The organism is Vreelandella mediterranea, assembly GCF_970647075.1.
On the sequence record NZ_OZ310198.1, the window covers coordinates 2,435,905 to 2,456,841 of the forward strand.

11 protein-coding genes are annotated in these 20,937 nt (G+C 61.1%); 5 read left to right on the forward strand and 6 right to left on the reverse strand.

Features of this window, described 5'->3' with window-relative positions; translation table 11 throughout:
• Nucleotides 1-121: 121 nt before the first annotated feature.
• Complete coding sequence (locus ACWFVE_RS11230; protein WP_447529356.1) at nucleotides 122-1,243, reverse strand: 5-(carboxyamino)imidazole ribonucleotide synthase; 1,122 nt, start codon at nucleotides 1,241-1,243, stop codon at nucleotides 122-124.
• Between the two features lie 10 nt (nucleotides 1,244-1,253).
• The gene (purE, locus tag ACWFVE_RS11235) at nucleotides 1,254-1,763 is read right to left on the reverse strand and encodes a 5-(carboxyamino)imidazole ribonucleotide mutase (RefSeq protein ID WP_447529357.1); all 510 of its coding nucleotides are present in this window, start codon (nucleotides 1,761-1,763) and stop codon (nucleotides 1,254-1,256) included.
• A 218-nt stretch (nucleotides 1,764-1,981) separates the two neighbouring features.
• On the opposite strand from purE, the gene ACWFVE_RS11240 reads away from it, so the two are divergent.
• Nucleotides 1,982-2,254 (forward strand): XRE family transcriptional regulator, encoded by a 273-nt coding sequence (locus ACWFVE_RS11240; protein ID WP_447529358.1) that lies wholly within the window; start codon nucleotides 1,982-1,984, stop codon nucleotides 2,252-2,254.
• 87 nt (nucleotides 2,255-2,341) lie between these two features.
• On the opposite strand, the gene chrA is transcribed toward ACWFVE_RS11240, so the two are convergent.
• The 3 genes from chrA to ilvD all read right to left on the reverse strand — a co-directional run bounded on the left by chrA (nucleotide 2,342) and on the right by ilvD (nucleotide 9,160).
• Nucleotides 2,342-3,529 (reverse strand): chromate efflux transporter, encoded by a 1,188-nt coding sequence (gene chrA, locus ACWFVE_RS11245; protein WP_447529359.1) that lies wholly within the window; start codon nucleotides 3,527-3,529, stop codon nucleotides 2,342-2,344.
• A gap of 115 nt (nucleotides 3,530-3,644) precedes the next feature.
• A complete protein-coding gene (locus ACWFVE_RS11250) occupies nucleotides 3,645-7,124 on the reverse strand; it encodes a DUF4214 domain-containing protein (RefSeq protein ID WP_447529360.1) in 3,480 nt (1,159 codons plus the stop codon).
• A gap of 314 nt (nucleotides 7,125-7,438) precedes the next feature.
• Nucleotides 7,439-9,160: a dihydroxy-acid dehydratase gene (gene ilvD / locus ACWFVE_RS11255; protein WP_447529361.1), complete on the reverse strand. Its 1,722-nt coding sequence runs from the start codon at nucleotides 9,158-9,160 to the stop codon at nucleotides 7,439-7,441.
• 210 nt (nucleotides 9,161-9,370) lie between these two features.
• Here ilvD and ACWFVE_RS11260 point away from each other — a divergent pair, with 210 nt between their 5' ends.
• Together ACWFVE_RS11260 and recC are read left to right on the forward strand one after the other, a co-directional pair.
• Nucleotides 9,371-9,733, forward strand: a complete 363-nt coding sequence (locus ACWFVE_RS11260) for a DUF5362 family protein (RefSeq protein WP_447529362.1) — start codon at nucleotides 9,371-9,373, stop codon at nucleotides 9,731-9,733.
• Between the two features lie 72 nt (nucleotides 9,734-9,805).
• Nucleotides 9,806-13,366: an exodeoxyribonuclease V subunit gamma gene (gene recC / locus ACWFVE_RS11265; RefSeq protein ID WP_447529363.1), complete on the forward strand. Its 3,561-nt coding sequence runs from the start codon at nucleotides 9,806-9,808 to the stop codon at nucleotides 13,364-13,366.
• A 21-nt stretch (nucleotides 13,367-13,387) separates the two neighbouring features.
• On the opposite strand, the gene pncB is transcribed toward recC, so the two are convergent.
• The gene (gene pncB / locus ACWFVE_RS11270) at nucleotides 13,388-14,581 is read right to left on the reverse strand and encodes a nicotinate phosphoribosyltransferase (protein WP_447529364.1); all 1,194 of its coding nucleotides are present in this window, start codon (nucleotides 14,579-14,581) and stop codon (nucleotides 13,388-13,390) included.
• Between the two features lie 363 nt (nucleotides 14,582-14,944).
• Between pncB and recB the strand changes: the two genes are divergently transcribed.
• Together recB and recD are read left to right on the forward strand one after the other, a co-directional pair.
• A complete protein-coding gene (gene recB, locus ACWFVE_RS11275; protein WP_447529365.1) occupies nucleotides 14,945-18,601 on the forward strand; it encodes an exodeoxyribonuclease V subunit beta in 3,657 nt (1,218 codons plus the stop codon).
• Nucleotides 18,598-20,895: an exodeoxyribonuclease V subunit alpha gene (recD, locus tag ACWFVE_RS11280; RefSeq protein WP_447529366.1), complete on the forward strand. Its 2,298-nt coding sequence runs from the start codon at nucleotides 18,598-18,600 to the stop codon at nucleotides 20,893-20,895. Before recB ends, recD begins: the two co-directional genes overlap by 4 nt.
• The last annotated feature ends 42 nt before the right edge of the window (nucleotides 20,896-20,937 follow it).

Consider the following 20,937-nt stretch of genomic DNA (forward strand, 5'->3'; position numbering starts at 1 on the left):
AGGCAACCGTCTAAAGCGAAATTTAAATTACTAGTTTTATATGATTTATACGGTCAAAGCGACTCTCGTCGTCAGGCTTTAAAAAAACCGCCTAACGTGAGGCGGTTTAAAAACAAAAACATCAGGCAACGGGCTTGAAACTCCACTGCACCGGCGGCGCATCGGGCAGTAGCGCCTGGCACTGGCGCACTTTGGTTAAAAGTGCACCGTGGGATTCGGCGCATACATTGATATGGGCAAGTTTGCGCCCGGCCCGCTCATCCTTGTCGTAACGGTGCAGGTGCGTATGGGGTATCGCCAATAGAGCCGGGTTATCGCCTTCCCGGCCGATGACGTTGACCATGCAGGTCGGCGCGATGGCGTCGGTGGCGCCTAGCGGCAGCCCCTGCACGGCGCGCAAGTGGTTTTCGAACTGGCTGGTGACCGCGCCGTCCATCGTCCAATGGCCGGAGTTGTGTACCCGCGGGGCCATCTCGTTGGCGAGCAAGCTACCATCCGGCGTTTGGAAAAGCTCGAGCGCCAGCACGCCCACGTAATCGAGCTCGTCGAGCAGCGCGCGAATGTAGCCATCGGCGGTATGCTGAAGGCTTTCGTCCAAATCCGGCAGTGGGGCCACCGAGTAGCGCAAAATGCCGTCAACGTGCTGGTTTTCCGCCATGGGGTAGAATACCACCTCGCCATCGCGGCCGCGCACGGCAATGATCGATACCTCGCGCACGAAATCCACGAAGGCTTCAACGATCAACTGCGAGTGCCCGATGGTCTGCCAGGCCTCGAACGCCTCATCAAAGGACTTCAGCACCGCCTGGCCCTTGCCGTCGTAGCCTTCGGTGACCGACTTGGCGACGACCGGGCAGCCAAGCTCACGGGCCGCGTCCAAAAGCGCCTCGGCGCTCTCCACCACCCGGTAAGCGGGGGTGGGAATACTCAAACGGTCGAACAGCGCCTTCTCTTCGACCCGGTTCTGGCACACCGCGATCGCTTTGCTTGCCGGGTAGACAGGCTTGTGGCGCTCGATCTCGCGCACGAGCTCGACGGGCAGGTGCTCGAACTCATAGGTAACGACATCCACCTTGTCGAGAAACGCGGCCAGGTGCTCGTTGTTCGGGTCGACGATCACCTCGCCGATACCCGCGCTAGGGCTTCCGGTGGTATCCAGAAAGGTGAAGCGGTTACCTAAAGGATAACCTGCAAGTGCCAGCATTCGCCCCAGCTGACCAGCGCCCAATACGCCAATATTCATGGTGGCCTCCTTAAGCTTCGGTGTCGGCCCGCGGGTCCGGGTTATCCAGTACCGTTTGGGTTTGCTCCTGGCGGAAGGCCTCGACCGCCTCGCGCACGGCGCTATCTTGAAGCCCCACGATCTGCGCGGCCAAAAGCCCCGCGTTGGTCGCACCAGGCTTACCAATGGCCAGAGTGCCCACGGCAATGCCGCCGGGCATCTGGGCAATCGATAGAAGCGAATCCAGCCCCTTTAGGGATTTGGACTCGACCGGCACCCCCAGCACGGGAAGCGGCGTTTGCGAGGCCACCATACCCGGCAGGTGAGCGGCACCACCGGCTCCGGCCACGATCACTTGCAGGCCGCGCTCGGCCGCGCTTTTGGCGTAGTCGAACAACAAATCCGGCGTGCGGTGCGCCGACACCACGCGGGTCTCGCAGGCAACCCCTAAACGCTCGAGCATGGTGACGGCGTGCTCCATGATGGGCCAGTCGGATTTCGACCCCATAATCACGCCCACTCGGGGTGCGCTCTCGGACATGTATTCGCTCCTCGGCCAGAGGCCTAAAACCGTTTCAAGACTTAGTGAAGACAAACGAAAGCCGCAAGGCTTGGCTGACATTTTGAAGGCGGATAGTTTACCAGAGCACGCCCTTTTAAGGGCCTGGATCAAATGACGAATTTTTCATCGAAACAGGCATTGAAAAGCGCTTGGGTTAGCGGCATTGTGTAGGGGTCACTTTTGACTGATGGAGTCACATGAGTACGGCATACTCGACTGCTCACGCAGAAACGCTGGACCCTCCGCGAAGCAGCCCTGACCTCGATGTCAGGGAACTTGAAAAACGTACGCGCCTGATGCGTATTATCACACGTCTGGTCGCCGTATCAGACCTGGGAAGCCGGGAAATCGCCCGCAGAGCAGGCCTTCCCGTTCAAAAAATCAGCGACCTGCTCGCTGGACGGCTCGAGCACTTGGACATTGATGAACTCAACGTCCTGCGCCGCTCCCTAGAGCTGGAGGCGCCTTAGCGACAGCCTTCTCTCGCCAGAATCCATAGACGCCCCGCCCTTGCGGGGCGTTTTTTTATGCACGTCGTGCGTCGTCCATTCAACGGCCTAAAAAGCCACCCCGCCCAGCACCACGATGATGACCACCGCCCAGGCCGGCAGCTTCCAAACGCTCAGCAGTAAAAAGCCGGTCAGCGCCAGCGCAAAGTCGATAGGCGTGAGGATCGCGCTTACCCACACGGGCTGATAAAGCGCGGCCCCCAAAATACCCACGACGGCCGCATTGGCGCCACGCAACAGCGCCTGAGCGGCCCCCCATTGCCGAAAACGATTCCAGAACGGCAGCGCGCCAATCAACAAGAGAAACCCGGGTACGAAAATCGCCACGAGTGCCAGCAGTGCGCCCGGCACGCTATGGATACCCGGCAGCAGCGCCCCCAGGTAGGCTGCAAAGGTGAATAGTGGCCCGGGTATCGCCTGCGCCGCACCGTAACCGGTCATGAACGCATCGTCGCTGATAAAGCCAGGCTGGACGACTTCGGCGCTGAGCAGCGGTAGCACCACATGCCCACCACCAAACACCAGCGCCCCTGAACGATAAAAGGCATCGGCAATATCAAGCCAAAGGGCCTGATGGGCCAAAAGCGGCAGTGCGAGTAAAAGCCCGACAAAGAGCAAGAGCGCGCCATACCCCGCCAGGCGGGACACGCCAAAGTGAAGCGTTTCGCTATCGCTATGGGCGGCGGCTTCGCGGCAAAGCAAAAGCCCGACCACACCGCCCAGCACGATAGCGCTGACCTGGCCCAAAGGCCCACTGGCCAGTACCGCCACGAACACCGCACCAAGAGCAATGCCCGCCCGGGTCTTGTCCGGGCACAGGTTGCGTGCCATTCCCCAAACGGCGTGGGCCACGATCGCCACAGCCACGACCTTGAGACTGGCAATTACGCGCTCGGCGAGCGGACCCTCCAGCACCGCCGTCCCCAACGCAAACAGGAAAAGCACGATAGCCGAGGGCAGCGTAAAGGCAAGCCACGCCGCCGCCGCGCCCCAGGGACCGGCGCGCAGAAGCCCCAGCGCGAAACCGACCTGGCTACTCGCCGGGCCCGGTAGAAACTGGCAAAGCGCCACCAGATCCGCGTAGGCCGCCTCGGAAAGCCAGCGCCGCCGGGCGACGAGCTCGGTACGAAAGTACCCCAAGTGCGCGATGGGGCCGCCAAAGGAGGTTAGGCCGAGTAGCAAGAAAGTCCCGAAAACTTCGCCAACTCGCGTTCGACCTCTTGCTTTTTTCGCCATGGTGTTTTCCTTGCGGGCATAAAAAAGCGCAAGGATAAACCTTGCGCTTGACGACTTAATGACAGGAGTGAGTTGTTGCCTCCTTACGTCATATCATGGTCTTTAAAACCCACTATCAGGCGATGACCGATAGGGCAAAGTCACTCTCGCTCAAGCCGACCACGTTGGCCAACTCATCCAGTGACTCAACGACAGCGACTTGCTCGCGATCATCACTATCGCTCCAATCGGCATCGAACCATAGCTCTGCAACGTCGTTATCACTGTTAAATACCATGACATACGCAGCGACACTTTCGTCCGAGAGCACCTCTGCGATATCCGCGGAACTCGCCTCGGATTGCACGATTACTACGCCAGTGTCGCCCGCTTCGATATCGGTCAGATTATCGCGTTGCACGAAACGCTCAGTGCCCAAGGCTTCACCATCAGTTACGTCTTCTCCAAAGTCCAGCAAACCACTGCTATCGAGGGCAATGATATCGTCTTCGTCAGCTGAGAAATCGGTGATAGTCGTAACCCCTCGGGTCGAGCCCGAAAAGCCCAGAACAAAAGTATCGGCCCCCTTCCCGCCAGTGAGGGTATTATCACCACCTAATCCATAGATCCAGTCATCACCCGCCTTGCCATCAATCACATTATCCAGACTGTTACCCGTTAGCTTATCGTCAAAATCAGTACCGATTAGCTCCGCCACGAAATCAGCCTTGTAATCTTCCAGACTCGTTGTGAGCACATCGACCAAGTTGCTGCTGTCTGAAGAAAGCTCGATCACGGAACCAAACCCCAGTTCCTCGACAAGATCCTCATAAACCGAAGTGGCGTAAGAGGTAACAGCAAAAATAGGATAAATACTGCTTTCTTCCAGCGCCTCTCTAACCTGCTCGATGGACGGGTAGTCCTCACCGGTCCCCATCGGATCACCATCCAAAACTCGGTCACCATTGTTGGGTGGCAAATCAAGGCCAGACCTGGAACCTTCAGCGCCGTCACCAGCCTCGTGATAATCCGCATCGGTTAGCAGCACCAGTGTACGAAGCGCATCCGGACGATAACCGATACCGGTAGCGTCCATGTCCACACTGCCATCGTCCAGATAAACCAGCGGATCCTCAGCGCGTAGCGCAATCTGGAGTAGTGAGGTCAGCTGCGCTTCGGGGCCATCAGCCCCGGACTTGATGACCATTTCTTCGTAAGCCTGGCGCAGACCTTCAGGATCGAGCGATAGCGGCGTATCGGTGCGATACTCATAATCAGCTTCAGTCCAGTCTGACGGCGGACTGCCAAAAGGTCTGATCGGTTTATCGACAAACGACGCTACACCAAACGCGCTGTTGGGCTGGATGTTACGCACTCCTGCGATCAGGTCATCAATGAAGCCCGACGCATTAATGGTATACAAATCGTTTGTAAAAGAGCTCGAAAGGTCTTGAGATAGCATGATATCGAGTGGCTGCAGCCCCGTAGCACCTACACCGGTCCCCAACAAAATGCTGGCACCGCCTGCTTCAGCACCGCCATTCACTTCACCACCGTCGGTAAGATCAACGACAGCCGCCCCCTCAGCCATGGAGAGATCCAGTATGCTGTTGCGCCCGCTATCGATAATGGTTTTTTCGCCTGAGCCTGAGATGCGATAGGTATCCTTGCCACCCAGGCCTACCAATACGTCATCTCCATCAAGACCGTCGATAACATCATCGCCAGCGGTGCCTCTTAAATAGTCATCGCCAGCGCTACCAAGGATTACCCCGGTTTCATCGACTTCTTTTCCCACGGAGTCAACACGGCGAGCTTCACTGGCATCGGTGCCTTCTACAGTCAGACTATCCGTCAGGGTATAGCCCGCCATGCTGCCCAGATCAGATGTGGCACTCAGCTTACCAGCGCCGCTGAGAATTCGAGCGCCTCCTATGTCATCCAGCGAATCGACTTCCAGGGTCACCCCTTCGCCCAACTCGATCTCTCCCAGGTAGGCAAGTGTTACGCCCTCCCCCAAACTGAAAGTCGTTGGTTCATCGGCGCTGATGCGTAAGGTGCTGCTTCCGTCTCCAGTTAGAGAGATGAATTCTTCAAGCTGTTTGATGCTGAATGCCACTGAGGAGCGAATTTCCACAGTGCTAACACCCGTAATATCGTAATTACTCAGATCGGCTTTACCAATGACATAAAGCGTATCCGATCCACCACCACCATCGATTCGCCCCGCACCACCATTATCATCTTCATTGAATACCTTGCCATTCAAGTCGGTAATCGGAAAGCCCAGTGCTTGAGTAGTATCTGTACTCTCGACCTTACCGCCGGCAGAAACATCACCCACGATGACGAAAGTGTCATTACCTTCACCACCCAGCATCGTATCGGTACCACCGCCGCCACGCAGAATAGCCCCATCATCATCCGCTCGGAGTACGTCCGTGCCCTCGCCCGTTGACAAGAACCCATCACCGACAATCAACGTATCGTTTGTAGCAACATCTTCGCCATCGGTTACTGTTAGCGTCAGCTCTACTTGTTCATCATCATTAAGCGAGCTATCTTCCTTCAATTTGAGCAGCCAGCCCTCTTCAGCATCGCTATCAAGCTCGAAACGCTCATCTCCTGATACATTAAAATCGTAGTCTGTCTCGACAGATGTATCCGTAATCGCACTTAAAAAGCCAAGCTCTGCCCCTGCCTGACCGGCCCTTATAGCCGAACCATCAAAAGCGATTTTGACATCAATGGGTTCTGGCTCTGGCTCTGGTTCCGGTTCCGGTTCCGGTTCTGGCTCTGGCTCTGGTTCCGGTTCTGGTTCTGGTTCTGGCTCTGGCTCTGGTTCTGGTTCTGGTTCTGGCTCTGGTTCTGGTTCTGGTTCGGGAGGGGTATTAAGCGCTGTAATATTCTCCTCAAGCGCTTGCCGATCGTCCGCTGCGGCCGATTGCGCCAGCGTAAACGCCAACGTAGAGAGCGATAGTGAACCGTCGGCAAGTTTTTCAGACCAATAGGCAGCCCCCTCTGCATCAGGCTCACGATTGAACATATTGTCGTAAAGAGCAGCAATCTGTGCCTTGCTATCCAGATCGCCATACTTTTCTAAATATTCGTCTGCACTGCCAAACGCCTCTATAACCGGATTAAGGTCTCCTCCCGCAACTTGCAAAGCATTGACCCAATACGCCTTACCCTCTGCATCTGCTGCGCGACCGTAATAACCGGTATACAGCATATCCATAAGATCGCTGTAGGTCTTATCGAGTGCATTATTAACACGCTGCGCCAAAGCTTCTGCATCCTGGTTGGCAGATGCGCCGATAACGTACTGCACGACATCAGCAAATCTCTCGCCGCTATCAAGCCTATCAGCCCAGTAAGCCTGGCCTTTTGCCTCTACGTCACGACCGTATAGATGTTGATAAAGTACATTGATTCGTTCGTCTGCACTCAGGCCTGCATATAGCTCATCGAACTCGGATGACTGAGTAAATGATCGGCTAATCTCTTTAAAGTCATTGGTATCGTACTGGTCGGCCCAATAAAGCAATCCACCCCAGTCGGCCGGACGGTCGTACATGGCAATGTACAGCGCTTGTATATTTTCATAAGTCGACACGATAAACCCTCACTGTTTTTCCCTGATAGACCATTCGCTGACAGTCCGTATTTGAACATTACCGCAACATGGCTAAAAATAATTAACCCTTTTTCGTTTTTTTGCAATAGTTTATACAAAAAAACTAATATGAAATGAGCGATTGGGAAGAGCGCTATAGAGGGATGATCGATTAACGGAGTATCCATGATCTTGACTGCTTTGCCAGGTATCGCGACCTACCTATTCGTTTAAAAAAACCATTAAAAAGACGTCAGGTCTTGTTTCAGAACGGCTGAACCCCACACATGTGGGGTTCATGGCTGCTATCTGTTTTATTGCGTGGCGTCGGTCACCGCGCCGGTGCTCGCGGAGCTTACCTGACGGGCGTACTTGGCCAGTACGCCGCGGGTGTAGCGCGGCGCAGGTTGTTGCCACTGACTCTGGCGGCGGGTCATCTCGTCAACGCTTACGTCGATATCGATGGTATCCGCCTCGGCGTCGATGGTGATGATATCGCCGGTTTCGACCAGGCCCAGCGGGCCGCCCTCGAAGGCTTCAGGGGCCACGTGGCCGACCACGAAGCCGTGGCTACCGCCGGAAAAACGCCCGTCGGTGATGAGAGCAACGTCGTTACCCAGGCCCCGGCCCATGATCGCCGAGGTCGGGGTGAGCATTTCGCGCATGCCTGGGCCACCTTTCGGGCCTTCGTAGCGAATCACCACCACGTCGCCGGCCACCACGGTACCGTCGTTGATGCGCGCCTGGGCTTCCTCTTCGGAGCCAAACACCCGCGCCGGGCCGCTAAAGCGCGTGCCTTCCTTGCCGGTGATTTTGGCGACCGCGCCTTCCGGGGCCAGGTTGCCGTAAAGAATGCGCAGGTGGCTTTGCGCCTTCACGGGGTTGTCCAGCGGCGCGATGATCGACTGATCCATCGGGTAGGGTTCGACGTCCGCCAGGTTTTCCGCCAGGGTCTTGCCGGTCACGGTCAGGCAGTCACCGTGCAGAAGCCCCGCATCCAGCAGGATTTTCATCAGCGGCTGAATACCGCCAATCGCGACCAGCTCGCTCATCATGTAGTGGCCGCTGGGGCGCAGATCCGCCACCACCGGCACACGCTTGCCGATCTCGGTGAAGTCCTTGAGATTGAGCTCGACGTCGATGGTGCGCGCCATGGCGATCAGGTGCAGCACCGCGTTGGTCGAGCCGCCGAGGGCGATAATGATGGTAATCGCGTTCTCGAACGCCTCGCGGGTCATGATATCGGAAGGCTTGATGTCGGCCTTGAGAAGCTCGAGCACCGCCTCCCCCGCGGCTTTACAGTCGTCGCGCTTCTCCTGGGAAATCGCGTTCTGCGCGGAGCTTCCCGGCAGGCTCATGCCCAGCGCCTCGATCGCCGAGGCCATGGTATTGGCGGTGTACATGCCGCCGCAGGAGCCGGGGCCGGGAATCGCGGTTTCCTCGATCTGCTTGAGCTCGATCAGGTCCATGTCGCCACGCGAATGCGCGCCCATGGCCTCGAACACCGAGACGATATCCGTGTGGCCCTTGCCCGGCATGATGGTGCCGCCATAGACGAACACGCTGGGCCGGTCGAGGCGCGCCAGGCCCATCACGCAACCGGGCATGTTCTTGTCGCAGCCGCCGATGGCGACCAGCCCGTCGAACCCTTCGCAGCCCGCCACCGTCTCGATGGAGTCCGCGATCACTTCGCGGGAGACCAGCGAGTACTTCATGCCCTCGGTGCCGTTGGCGATACCATCAGAAATGGTGATGGTATTGAACACCACGCCCTTGCCGCCGCCGGCGTCGGCGCCGTCCCGGGCCAGTTCGGCCAGCTCACCGATATGGCTGTTGCACGGTGTCACCATACTCCAGGTCGAGGCGACCCCCACCTGGGGCTTTTTGAAGTCGTCGTCGTTGAAGCCCACCGCGCGCAGCATGGCACGGCTGGCGGCTTTGCCCGGGCCGTCCACGACCGGGGCGGAGTGGCGCCGCGAGCCTTGCGCTGCAACGTCCTGGGAATCGTTCTGAGAAGGGCTGGTCGGCTCGGTCATGGCAGGCTCCTGAATTTTTAATAGTGTTCTAATAAAATATTCTAATAAAACCCCATAGCTTGGCGATGCGCGGGCCTCACTGCAAGATGCTTAAGGCAATTATCCGGCAAAATTCCCGGGGCGCGGCGCGTAAAGACAAAAGTGTCGAAACTCATTAAGATCATGGCCTTTCAACAACGCACTGATTTTCACTCGACACACGAGGACGCCATGGAACCCCAGGAGAAACACGAGCTTTTAAAAAGCGTCGCGGAGCCGCTATACCGCGGTAAACTCTGGATGCAACTGATCGGCGTAATGCTGATTCTGGGCGGGCTGTTAACGGCGATTACCATCATCGGCATTATCGTCGCCTGGATTCCCATCTGGGCGGGCATCGTACTCTTCCAGGCGGCCAGTGCCAGCCAGCGTGCCTATCAAAGCGGCGACGAGCGCGAGCTGCGCTTTGCACTTGGCAAGCTCAAGACCCACTTCACCATCTTCGGCGTGCTGATTTTGCTCTACCTGCTGCTGTTCGTGGGCATGACCTTCCTGGGCCTGATGGGCATTGGTAACGTCACCCTCTCCTACTAGTTTTAAAAAACGACCCGGTTTCAAAAACGACAGGCAGTTCAGGCCTGTTTCCAACCGCTCACGGGGGTGTTCATGTCGAGCCTTTTCGCGCCACCATTAACGCCTGGTTTCATGGTGATTCACGCCAATCGGCTGGAAGATTTACGCGCCGTGGCGGTGGAGTGGATGCGCCTGCACCCGCTGGGCCCGCTCGAAAACGAAACGATCCTGGTGCAGAGCAACGGCATCGGCCAGTGGCTGAAGCTGGCCCTGGCCGAAGACCCGAAAAACGGCGGCGCGGGCATCGCGGCCGCACTCGATGTCACCCTGCCCGCGCGCTTTCTCTGGCAGGCCTACCGCACGGTGCTGAGTCACGTGAATGCGCAGGACGACGCCGTTCCGGAAACGTCGCCCTTCGACAAATCGCGCCTGGTGTGGCGTCTTCTGCGCCTTCTGCCCACGCTGGTCGATGAACCAGTGTTCGAGCCTCTCGCGCGGTTTCTCGAATTCGACCGGGACCAGCGCAAGCATTACCAGCTCGCCGAACGCCTGGCGGACCTGTTCGATCAGTACCAGGTGTACCGGGCGGACTGGCTGGAAGCCTGGGCGGCGGGCAGCGACGTGCTCATCAGCGCCCGCGGCGAGCGCCGTGAGCTTGCACCCCATCAGATGTGGCAGCCCGCGCTTTGGCGGCGCCTGCGTGAGGATGTCGCCGCCACCCAGGGCCAGGCCGGGCTCGACAGCAGCCGCGCCCAAGTGCACCAGCGCTTTTTAACCGCCACCGAGCAGTTGGAAGGCCAAGTATGCCCGCCAAACGTACCCCGGCGGCTGATCATCTTCGGTATCTCCTCGCTGCCCCAGCAGACCCTCGAGGCCCTGGCCGCGCTTTCGCGCTGCTGTCAGATCGTGCTCTGCGTACATAACCCTTGCCAGTACTACTGGGCGGATATCATCGAACACAAGGACCTGCTGCGCGCCAGCCGCTACCGCCAGCGCCGCAAGGAGGGCATGCCCGAGGCGCTGGATGTACTCGGCACCGGCGATGCCACCGAGGCCCTGCACCTGCACGCCCAGCCGCTGTTGGCCGCCTGGGGCAAGCAGGGCCGCGACTACCTGCGCCTGATCGACGAGCACGACGACACCGGCGACTACCAGAGCCTTTTCGAGCAGCGCGCGCTGCGTATCGATATGTTCGAGCCGTTCTGCCAGGGTGAAGGGACGCTCTTGAGCCAGCTACAAGACGACATTCGCGAACTACGCCCGGTGGGTGAAACCCGCGAGCACTGGGGCGCACCAAGCGCAGAAGACGACTCGATCGTTTTCCACATCGCCCACGGCCCCCAGCGCGAAGTCGAGATCCTCCACGACCAGCTGCTCGCCGCCTTCAGCGAAGACCCCAACCTTCGCCCGCGGGATATCATCGTCATGGTGCCGGATATCGACCGCTACGCGCCGCATATCGAGGCGGTGTTTGGAAAGCTCACCCAGGACGATGCGCGCTATATCCCGCATACGCTCTCGGATCAGGCCAGCCGCCACCGCCTGCCGATGATGATCGCGCTGGAAAAATTACTGCGCCTGCCGGAGCTGCGCGTTTCGACCAGCGACGTGCTGGATTTGCTCGACGTGCCCGCCCTGCGCCAGCGCTTTGGGTTGGAAGAGCGCGATATTCCCATTCTCGAGCGCTGGATGGCCGGTGCCGGCATTCGCTGGGGGCTCAACGCCCGCGCCCGCGAACACCTGGAACTGCCGGAAGGCATCACCCAGAACACCTGGGCCTTTGGCCTGCGCCGCTTGCTGCTGGGCTATAGCGTGGGGGCGGCCGAGTCCTGGCAGGGTATCGAGCCGTTCGATGATATCGGCGGGCTCGAGGCGCGCCTGGCGGGGCCGCTGGCTACGCTGCTGGAAAAGCTGGAAGTCACCTGGGAGCGCTTTTGCCAGCCGGCGGACCCCGCCACCTGGGTCGCCCGGCTACGCGAGCTTCTCGAAACCTTCTTCTTGACCGACGACCCCGCGGAAAGCGTGATGCTCACCAAGCTGGAAAACGGCTTGCAGCAGATGCTCGAGAGCACCCAGGAAGCCGCGCTGGAGGATGCACTACCGCTTTCCATGGTGCGCGAGCACTGGCTTTCGCAGATCGACGAGCACAGCCTTTCTCAGCGCTTTCTGGCAGGGGCCGTCAACTTCGCAACGCTGATGCCCATGCGCGCGATCCCCTTCAAGCGCGTGTGCCTGCTGGGTATGAACGACGGCGAGTATCCGCGCTCCCAGCCGCCGCTGGATTTCGACCTGATGGGCGGCGACTACCGCCCCGGTGACCGGTCGCGGCGGGAAGACGACCGCTACCTGTTTTTGGAAGCGCTGCTCTCCGCCCGCGACCAGCTCTACGTGAGCTGGGTGGGCAGAAGCCAGATCGACAACACGCCACTACCACCTTCCGTGCTGGTGGGCCAACTTCGCGAGCATTTAGAGGCAGGCTGGCAGCACGAAAGCGACGACTTGCTCGCGCGGCTGACCACCGAGCACCCGCTTCAGCCGTTTAGCCGGCGCTACTTCGAGGCGGCCTCCCAAGGGCTTTTTACCTACGCCCACGAGTGGCGCGAGGTACACACTGCGCAAACCACCCGGCAAGCTGCCGCGCTGCCCGCGCTTATCGAGGACGAATCGGCCACCCTGAACCTGGCCCAGCTGGGTAATTTCCTGCGCGAGCCGGTGAAGAGCTTTTTCAACACCCGCCTTGGGGTCTATTTCGAGCAGGAAGCGATCGAAAAGCTCGACGCCGAACCCTTCGCACTCGATGGCCTGCAGAACTGGCAGTTGCAGGATCAACTGATTGCCGCCCAGCGCCGCGCGGTAGATAACGACGAGCCGCGCATCGAGGCGCTGCACGCCGAACTTGAACGCTTCAAGGGTCAGGGGGTGCTGGCCATCGGCGCCTTCGGCGAGCGCATGCGCGACGCCCTGGCCGAGCCTATGGAAGCCCTTTTCGAGGAGTACGAGAAGGCGCTTAACGAGTGGCCAAGGCAGATAAACGCGCCGCTGCCGATCATCCTGGAGACCGACCACGGCCCCAGGCTTGAAGACTGGCTGGGGGAGCTTCGCGAAAGTGACCAGGGCGAGCGCTGCCGCGTGCTGCTTTTGAGCACCAGCCTGGTACGCCAAAGCAAATACCAGTGGCACCACCTGCTGCGCCACTGGGTCGCGCACCTGGCGGGCAACCTGCATGGCCCCCTGACCACCCGGCTGATTTCCAAGGCAGGCCTCGCCACCTTCGAGCCGCTGGCCGCCGAGACCGCCCAGGCCCACCTGACGACCCAGCTAAGCGCCTGGCAGCGCGGCCAGCAAGGGCCGCTACCGCTGGCACCCCAAGCGGGGTTCGAGTGGCTCAATCAATTGGGCACGCCGGAGAGCGACACCGAGAGCAAGGCCTACGCCAGTGCGCAAAGCGCCTATGAGGGCGGGCGCTACATGGCCGGGGATGTCACCAAAAGCGCGTATCTCGCCCACCAGTGGCCGGACTTCGCGCGGCTGTTCGGTGCCCGCACCGCCCAGGGGGAAGGCTTCGCGGAGCTGGTCGAAACCCTTTACGCGCCGCTTTTTAACGCGGTGAAGAAGCCTTCCAACAAGGGCGGGCGTGAAAAACCCGCCGATTAGAAACGCTTTAAGCGAGGCCGCTTAGGGGCAGGCCTCCGGGGAGGCGTGGCTGAGCGAGAGGATTTTCTTGGCCAGCGTAATCATCTCCGGGTCGCCGGTATGCTTGTCCGGCACGTCGGAAAGCTTGATGACCGGCAGCCACCCCTGGCCTTCCGGGCGCGCCTTGACCATCTTGATCACCATGTTCATCGGCTCGACGCCTACGTCGTTGGTGAAGTTGGTGCCGATGCCGAAGGCGGTGCCGATACGCCCCTGGCAGAACGCCTGAATGTGCTCGACGCGCTCCGGCGTCAGTGCGTCGGAAAAAATGATCGTCTTGTTTTGCGGGTTCACGCCCAACCGTTTGTAGTGCTCGATGGTCGCCTTGGCGAACTCCACCGGGTCGCCGCTGTCGTGGCGCACGCCGTCGAAAAGCTTGGCGAACTTCTTATCGAAGCTTTCGAAAAAGGCTTTGCTGGTAAACGTATCGGTCAGCGCGATGCCCAAATCGCCGCGGTACACGTCTACCCAATGTTCCAGCGCCAAGCTGTTGGCCATTTTGAAACCAAAACGCGCGCCGTGGAACATGAACCACTCGTGGGCGTGGGTGCCGATCGGCTTCACCCCGTGGCGCATGGCCAACAGCACGTTGCTGGTGCCGGTAAAGGTGTCGCCGCCGTAGAGGCGAAGCGCGCCCACCACCTGGTCGTGTACCGCAAAGGAGAAGCGCCGCCGAGTGCCGAATTCGGCAATCTTGAGCCCCAAATGGCGGTAGTGTTCGATCTTCTCTTTAGTGCGCTGCTCGATCAGCTCGTCGGTGTTATCCGGCGCCTGCTCGTCACGCAGCACGTACCAAAGCTCGCTGATCAGCGCCATCAACGGCACTTCCCACAAAATGGTGCGATACCAGGGCCCTTCCATCACCACGGAAAGCTCGCTGCCCTGCTGCTCGATGACGACCTCGGACGGGTCATAACGAAAACCGGCCAGAAAATCGAGGTAGGTCGGGTCCAGGTACGGGCAAGTGGTTTCCAGGTAGTTCTTTTCTTCCTCGGTCAGTGCGAGCGAGGCCATCTTGTCCACTTCCTGACGAAGTACGGCACCGAACCCTTCAGGAAAGCTGTGCTCGCCCCGGTTGATGAACGCGTAGTGCGCGTGCGCGTAGGGAAAGCGCTTGATCACGGCGTTTTGCATCGTGATCTTGTAAAAATCGTTATCGAGAAGCGATGTCAGCATGGTGTCTCATCGTCAGCAAAAACTAAGTGCCTCGGTAGCTTTTCGGGTTCGGCTTGAAAACTGTGCGAGCGAAGGCAAGACAAGGCAAAAATTGGCGAAGAACGGATCGGACTCGCGCCCGAGTTTACATAAAGTAAATGAGTATTCTGAGCTGATTTTTAACGCTGTATTGCCGAGCGCAGCCAGTTTTCAGGGTGAACCCAAGGGCGTCCTGGCGTGGGCTGGCCGACAAGATTAGCAGGTGAAGGCGCTATCTCACAGTCCGAGGCACCGCCGCGGCGCTTTTGATCCCCTCAAACCATCGCGATATAGTGCCAAGCTGGCGCTATAAAGGCGCTTTCCACCGCCCCGCCCGGAGAGTTTATGAGCCAGCCTGCCCCCCTTGATCCCCTACGCCTGCCCCTGCACGGCAGCCGTTTGATAGAGGCAAGCGCAGGCACCGGCAAAACTTTCACCATTGCGCTTTTGTACGTGCGCCTGGTGCTGGGCGGCCAAGCCGAGGACGACGACACCGCCTTCATTCGCCCGCTTACCCCGCCCGAGATTCTGGTGGTCACCTTCACCAACGCCGCCACGCAAGAGCTTCGCGAGCGCATTCGCGCGCGGCTGGTGGAAGCCGCAGCGGTGTTTCGTGAAACCCAATTTGATGCCCTACTGGTCGCGCTGCGCGAGCAGTATGACCCAGCGGCCTGGCCCGCCTGCGCGCGGCGCCTCGAGCTTGCCGCCGAGTGGATGGACGAGGCCGCCGTTTCGACCATTCACAGCTGGTGCTACCGCATGCTGCGCGAACACGCCTTCGATAGCGGCAGCCTCTTCTCGCTGAACCTGGAAAACGACCAGCGCGAGCTCGAGCAGGAAGTAGTGCGCGACTACTGGCGCACCTTCTACTACCCGCTGGACGCCGAGGCACTTGGTCAGATTACCCAATACTGGAAATCCCCGGAGGAACTTCACGGCGAGCTTGCAAAGCTATTGGCCGAAAGCGACGCCCTGGGCCACCCGCGCACGGCGCCCCAGGAAACGCTAACCGAGACCCAGGCGCAGAAAAGCCAGGCTCTGGCCACTCTAAAAGCGCCCTGGGGCAAGTGGCTCGAAAAACTCGGGCCCGAGCTCGAAGCGGCGGCGAAAGCCAAGGCCTTCAATGGCAAAAGCCTTAACGCCAAAAGCCGCGCTAACTGGCTGGACGCGCTGCGCCAGTGGAGTGAAACGGATTTGGAGCGCCCGGCGCTGACCGATGCCGCCTGGAAGCGCATGACCCCGGAAGGCATGCGGGAAATATGGAAAGAAGGCGAGCCGCCGCTCATGGAGGCCTGGCAGGCGCTGGCAACGCTTAAAGCCGAGCTCAACACCCTACCCGAGCCCTACAACGACCTTCTGATTCACGCCGTGCAGTGGTGCAAGGTTCGCCTGGAGCGGGAGCAGCAGCGCCGGGCCGAAATGGGCCCGACGGAGCTTTTGACGCATTTGGACCGCGCCCTGCAAGGCCCCAACCGGGAGGCCTTGGCCGCGCAAATCAAGCGCCAGTTCCCGGTGGCGCTGATCGACGAGTTCCAGGACACCGACCCGGTGCAGTACCGTATTTTCGATGCGGTGTACCAGGTCGCCACGCCCACCCGGGAGAGCGCCATTTTGCTGATCGGCGACCCCAAGCAGGCCATCTACGCCTTTCGCGGCGCGGACATTTTCACCTACCTGCAGGCGCGCGCGGACACCAACGGCCGCCACGTCACGCTTTCGACCAACTTCCGCTCGACCCGCGCCATGGTGGAGGCGGTCAACCACTGCTTTCGCTACGCCGACGCCCACCCCCAGGGCGCGTTCTTGTTTCGCGATGAAAGCGGCGAAAACCCCTTGCCGTTTCTGCCCGTGGATGCCCGCGGCCGGGACGAGTGGCTGGTGCACGACGGGGAGCCGGTACCGGCGATGACCCTGTGGCCGCTGGCAGCCGACGAGGTGCTTTCCAAAACCGCCTACCACACCGAGATGGCCGAGCGCTGCGCCACCCAGATGGCCACCCTTCTGGAGGCAGGCCAAAAAGGCCAAAGCGGTTTCCAAAACGGCGAGACGCTCACACCGCTCAAGCCCTCCGACATGGCGGTGCTGGTCAACGGGCTGAGTGAGGCGCGGGCGATTCGCCTGGCGCTGGCCGCCCGCGGGGTGAAAAGCGTGTATCTATCGGATCACGACAAGGTGTTCAGCTCGCCCATGGCCGCCCAGGTCGAGCGGCTTCTGCGTGCCTGCGCCGAGCCGCTGGCAAGCTCCCGCCAGGCTGAGGCGCACTTAAGGGCGGCGCTGGCCACCCCGGCGCTGGGGCTAACGCTTGCCGAGCTCGACCACCTTCAGCAGGATGAGCTTGCCTGGGAGGCGCGCGTGGTGCAGTTCGGCCACTACCACCGGCTTTGGCAGCGCCAGGGGGTGCTGCCGCTGGTGCGCAAGCTGATGGTGGATTTCGAGATTCCCGCCCGGCTGCTGGGCGCTTTCGAAGACGGCGAGCGCTTACTCACCGACCTGCTGCACCTGGGCGAGCTTCTACAGCAGGCAAGCCAAGAGCTCGACGGTGAGCACGCGCTGATCCGCTTTCTGGCCGAGGCCATTAACGAGCCGGACAACCAGAACGACAGCCACAAGCTGCGCCTGGAAAGCGACGCGGACCTGGTCAAGGTGGTCACCATTCACAAATCCAAGGGTCTCGAGTACCCGCTGGTGTTTCTGCCCTTCATCAGCAACCACCGCCCGGTAAAAAAAGACGACCTACCGCTGCGCTGGCACGACGACACCGGCCGCCTGCAGCTAAGCCTGAGCGCCGACGACGAAACACTTAATACCGCCGACCGCGAACGCCTGGGCGAGGATTTGCGCAAGCTGTATGTGGCGATGACCCGCGCCCGCCACGCCACCTGGCTGGGCCTGGCCCCGCTCAAGGAGGGTGAGGACAGCGCCATGGGCTACCTGATGAACGCCGGTGAGCCCATCGCCCCTGGTGCGCTCACATCCGCACTCGAGGCTTTGGCCGAGGGCAGTGACCTCCGCGTAGCGCCGCCGCCGGCGCCCACCGCGCTGCGCCTGGCCCCGGCCGCCGAGGCCCACGTTTTAGGCCACGCCCGCACGCCCACCCGCCCGGCCCGGGAGCACTGGTGGATCGCCAGCTACTCGGCGCTGCGCCTTTCCGGCACGCTCAGCGCCCCCACCGCCACGCCGTTGGAGCCCACCACCGCCCAGGAAGCTACCGCCTTCGAGGTGCTGGACGAACCAAGAGATGCCACCGAACCCCAGGCGTTTCACCTGCACAAGTTCCCCCGCGGGCCGGGGCCGGGCACCTTTCTGCACGGGCTTTTGGAGTGGGCGGGCAGGCTCGGCTTTCAGGCCGCCGCAGACGACGAAGCGCAGCTTAACGACATGCTCTGGCGCCGGGTGCAGCTTCGCGGCTGGCAAGCCTGGCAGGAGCCATTAGCGGGCTGGCTGCAGGCGCTGTTCACCACGGCGCTGCCGCTGAACGCCACCCAAAGCGTGGCGCTGGTAGCGATTACCGAATACCAGGTCGAGCTCGAGTTCTGGCTGGCCGCCCACACGGTGGACACCCGCGCCATTGACGCCCTGGTAAGCCGCCATATACTGCCCGGCCATGCCCGCCCGGCGCTGGACCGCGACACACTGAACGGCATGCTCAAAGGCTTTATCGATTTGGCTTTCGAGCACGAGGGCCGCTTCTATGTGCTGGACTGGAAATCCAACTACCTGGGCCCGGGGGACACCGCCTACGAGCCGGACGCCCTGCGCCAGGCGCTGCTGGAAAAACGCTACGACCTGCAGGCCGCACTCTACCTACTTGCCATGCACCGGCTGTTGAAAGCCCGCGTGAGTGACTACGACCCGCACCAGCACCTGGGCGGCTCACTCACCGTGTTCCTGCGCGGCAGCCGCAGCGCCGGGCGCGGCGTTTATGCCGAGCCCGCCCCCGTTGCGCTGATCGAAGCGCTGGACGCCCTGTTTACCGGCACCGCCCAGGAGGCCACCGCGTGAGCCGCCACGACACCCAAACGTTCGATCTCTTCAGCGACGACGCCGCCGAACCAGGCCCAGTAGAGCCCGCAGCCCCACCGGGGACGCCCCACCCGGCGCTTGATGACACCCAGGCCCTGCTGGATCTTCTGGAGCGCTGGGTAGCCCGCGGCTGGCTGCGCGACCTGGACCGGGCGCTGGCGCGCTTTCTCGCATTGGAGGCCCCGGACGCCCCGGCACTTTTGCTACTCGCCGCGGCCCTGGCCAGCCACCAGCTCGGCCGCGGCCACGTATGCCTGGATATTAACGCCACCCTGGCCGCACCGGATTTCGCGCTCTCGCTACCGCCGGAAGGCGACGACCTGTTAGAGCCACCGCCGCTACCAAGCCAGGTACTGGCCACCCTCACACAAGATAAATGGCAAGCCGCACTTGCCCACCCAACGCTTGCAAGCCCCGGCCCCGGCAACACCCCGCTGGTTGTAAGCGGCCCAAGGCTCTACCTACGCCGCTACTGGCAGTTCGAACAAACCCTCCACGCGGAAATCGCTGATCGACTTGTTACTTCAGAACATAGCAATAGTCTGGCTACTACTTGTAGGAGCCCGATTCATTGGTGGTCCGACACGTCGGCGAAGGATGACGCTAGTCATCCCGGCCGCGCCACTGAACCTGACCTCCTCCCCCAAACCCTAAACACCTTATTCCCGCCAAGCCTGGAACTGGACTGGCAAAAAACCGCCTGCGCCCTCGCCGCCCGCAGCCGCTTCGCCGTCATCACCGGCGGCCCCGGCACCGGCAAAACCACCACCGTGGTGCGCCTGCTGGCCCTGCTGCAAACCCTGCAACTGGCCCAAGCCGAGCAGCCGCTACGCATTCGCCTGGCCGCCCCCACCGGCAAGGCCGCCGCGCGCCTGAACGAATCCATCGCCGGTCAGGTCAGCCAGCTTCCCACCCAGGCGCTGGCCAGGCTCTGGGAAGAGGGCCGCGCGCACGCCAGCGCCGAGCAGCTACACGCGTCCATTCCCGTTGACGTCACCACGCTTCACCGCCTGCTGGGCGCCCGGCCGGACACCCGCCACTTTCGCCACAGCGCCCACAACCCGCTGGCGCTGGACGTGCTGGTCATCGACGAAGCCTCAATGGTGGATATCGAAATGATGACCGCCGTGCTCAGCGCCTTGCCCGCCCAGGCGCAGTTGGTACTGCTGGGCGATAAAGACCAGCTCGCCTCGGTCGAAGCCGGTGCGGTGCTGGGCGACTTATGCCGCCGCGCCGAAGCCGCCCACTACACCCCGCACACCGCCCAGTGGCTGGAAGCCGCCACCGGCCAGCCGATACCCGCCGAGTTCATCGACCCCGCCGGCCAACCCCAGGACCAGGCGATTACCATGCTGCGGGTCAGCCACCGCTTCGATGAACACAGCGGCATCGGCCAGTTGGCGAAGGCGATCAACCAACCAAGCCACGCGGCAAGCGATGCAGAGAAGCAGCAGCACGTGAGAAACGTACTGCGCCACGGCTACCCGGACCTGCACCACCTGGCGCTAACCGACGACGCCGCACTGGATAAACTGGTCATTCACGGAAGCCCCGGCGGCTTTGCCAACGCCGGCCAGGGCCGCACCGATGCCAAGGGCGAGCCCATCGCCCCGCCCAGCGGCTACCGGCACTACCTGGCAGCGCTGGATAGCGAGCGCCCCAACGGAGCATCCTTCGAGGAGAACCCGGCGGCGTTCAACGCCTGGGCAAGCGCGGTGCTCGAGGCCTACAGCCACTTCCAGCTACTCTGCGCGCTGCGCAAAGGCCCCTGGGGCGTAGAGGGATTGAACCTGCGCATCGCCAAAACGCTGCGTGGTGAAGGCGTACTTCAAGGCAACGACTACACCCTGGAAAAAGGCTGGTTCGAAGGCCGCCCGGTGCTGGTCACCCAAAACGATTACGGCCTGAAACTGATGAACGGCGACATCGGCATCACCTTGGCCGTACCCGATCCGCGCGACCCCGGCAAGCCGCTACTGCGTGTGGCGTTTCCCACAAGCGACCCGGACAAACCCATCCGCTGGGTGCTGCCCTCGCGCCTGCACTCGGTGGAAACCGTGTTCGCGATGACGGTCCACAAATCCCAGGGCTCGGAGTTCGTCCACACCGCCCTGCTGCTGCCCACCACGATCAACCCGATTTTGACCCGGGAGCTGGTGTACACCGGCATCACCCGCGCCCGACAGTGGCTAACCCTGGTGGAAGCCAAACGTGGGGTGTTGAATGAGGCGGTAGTGCGAGAGGTAATGCGGGTCAGCGGAACCGTCGCATAGGGGCCACAACCAAGACGCCCCCGGAGTTCCGGGGGCGTGGGT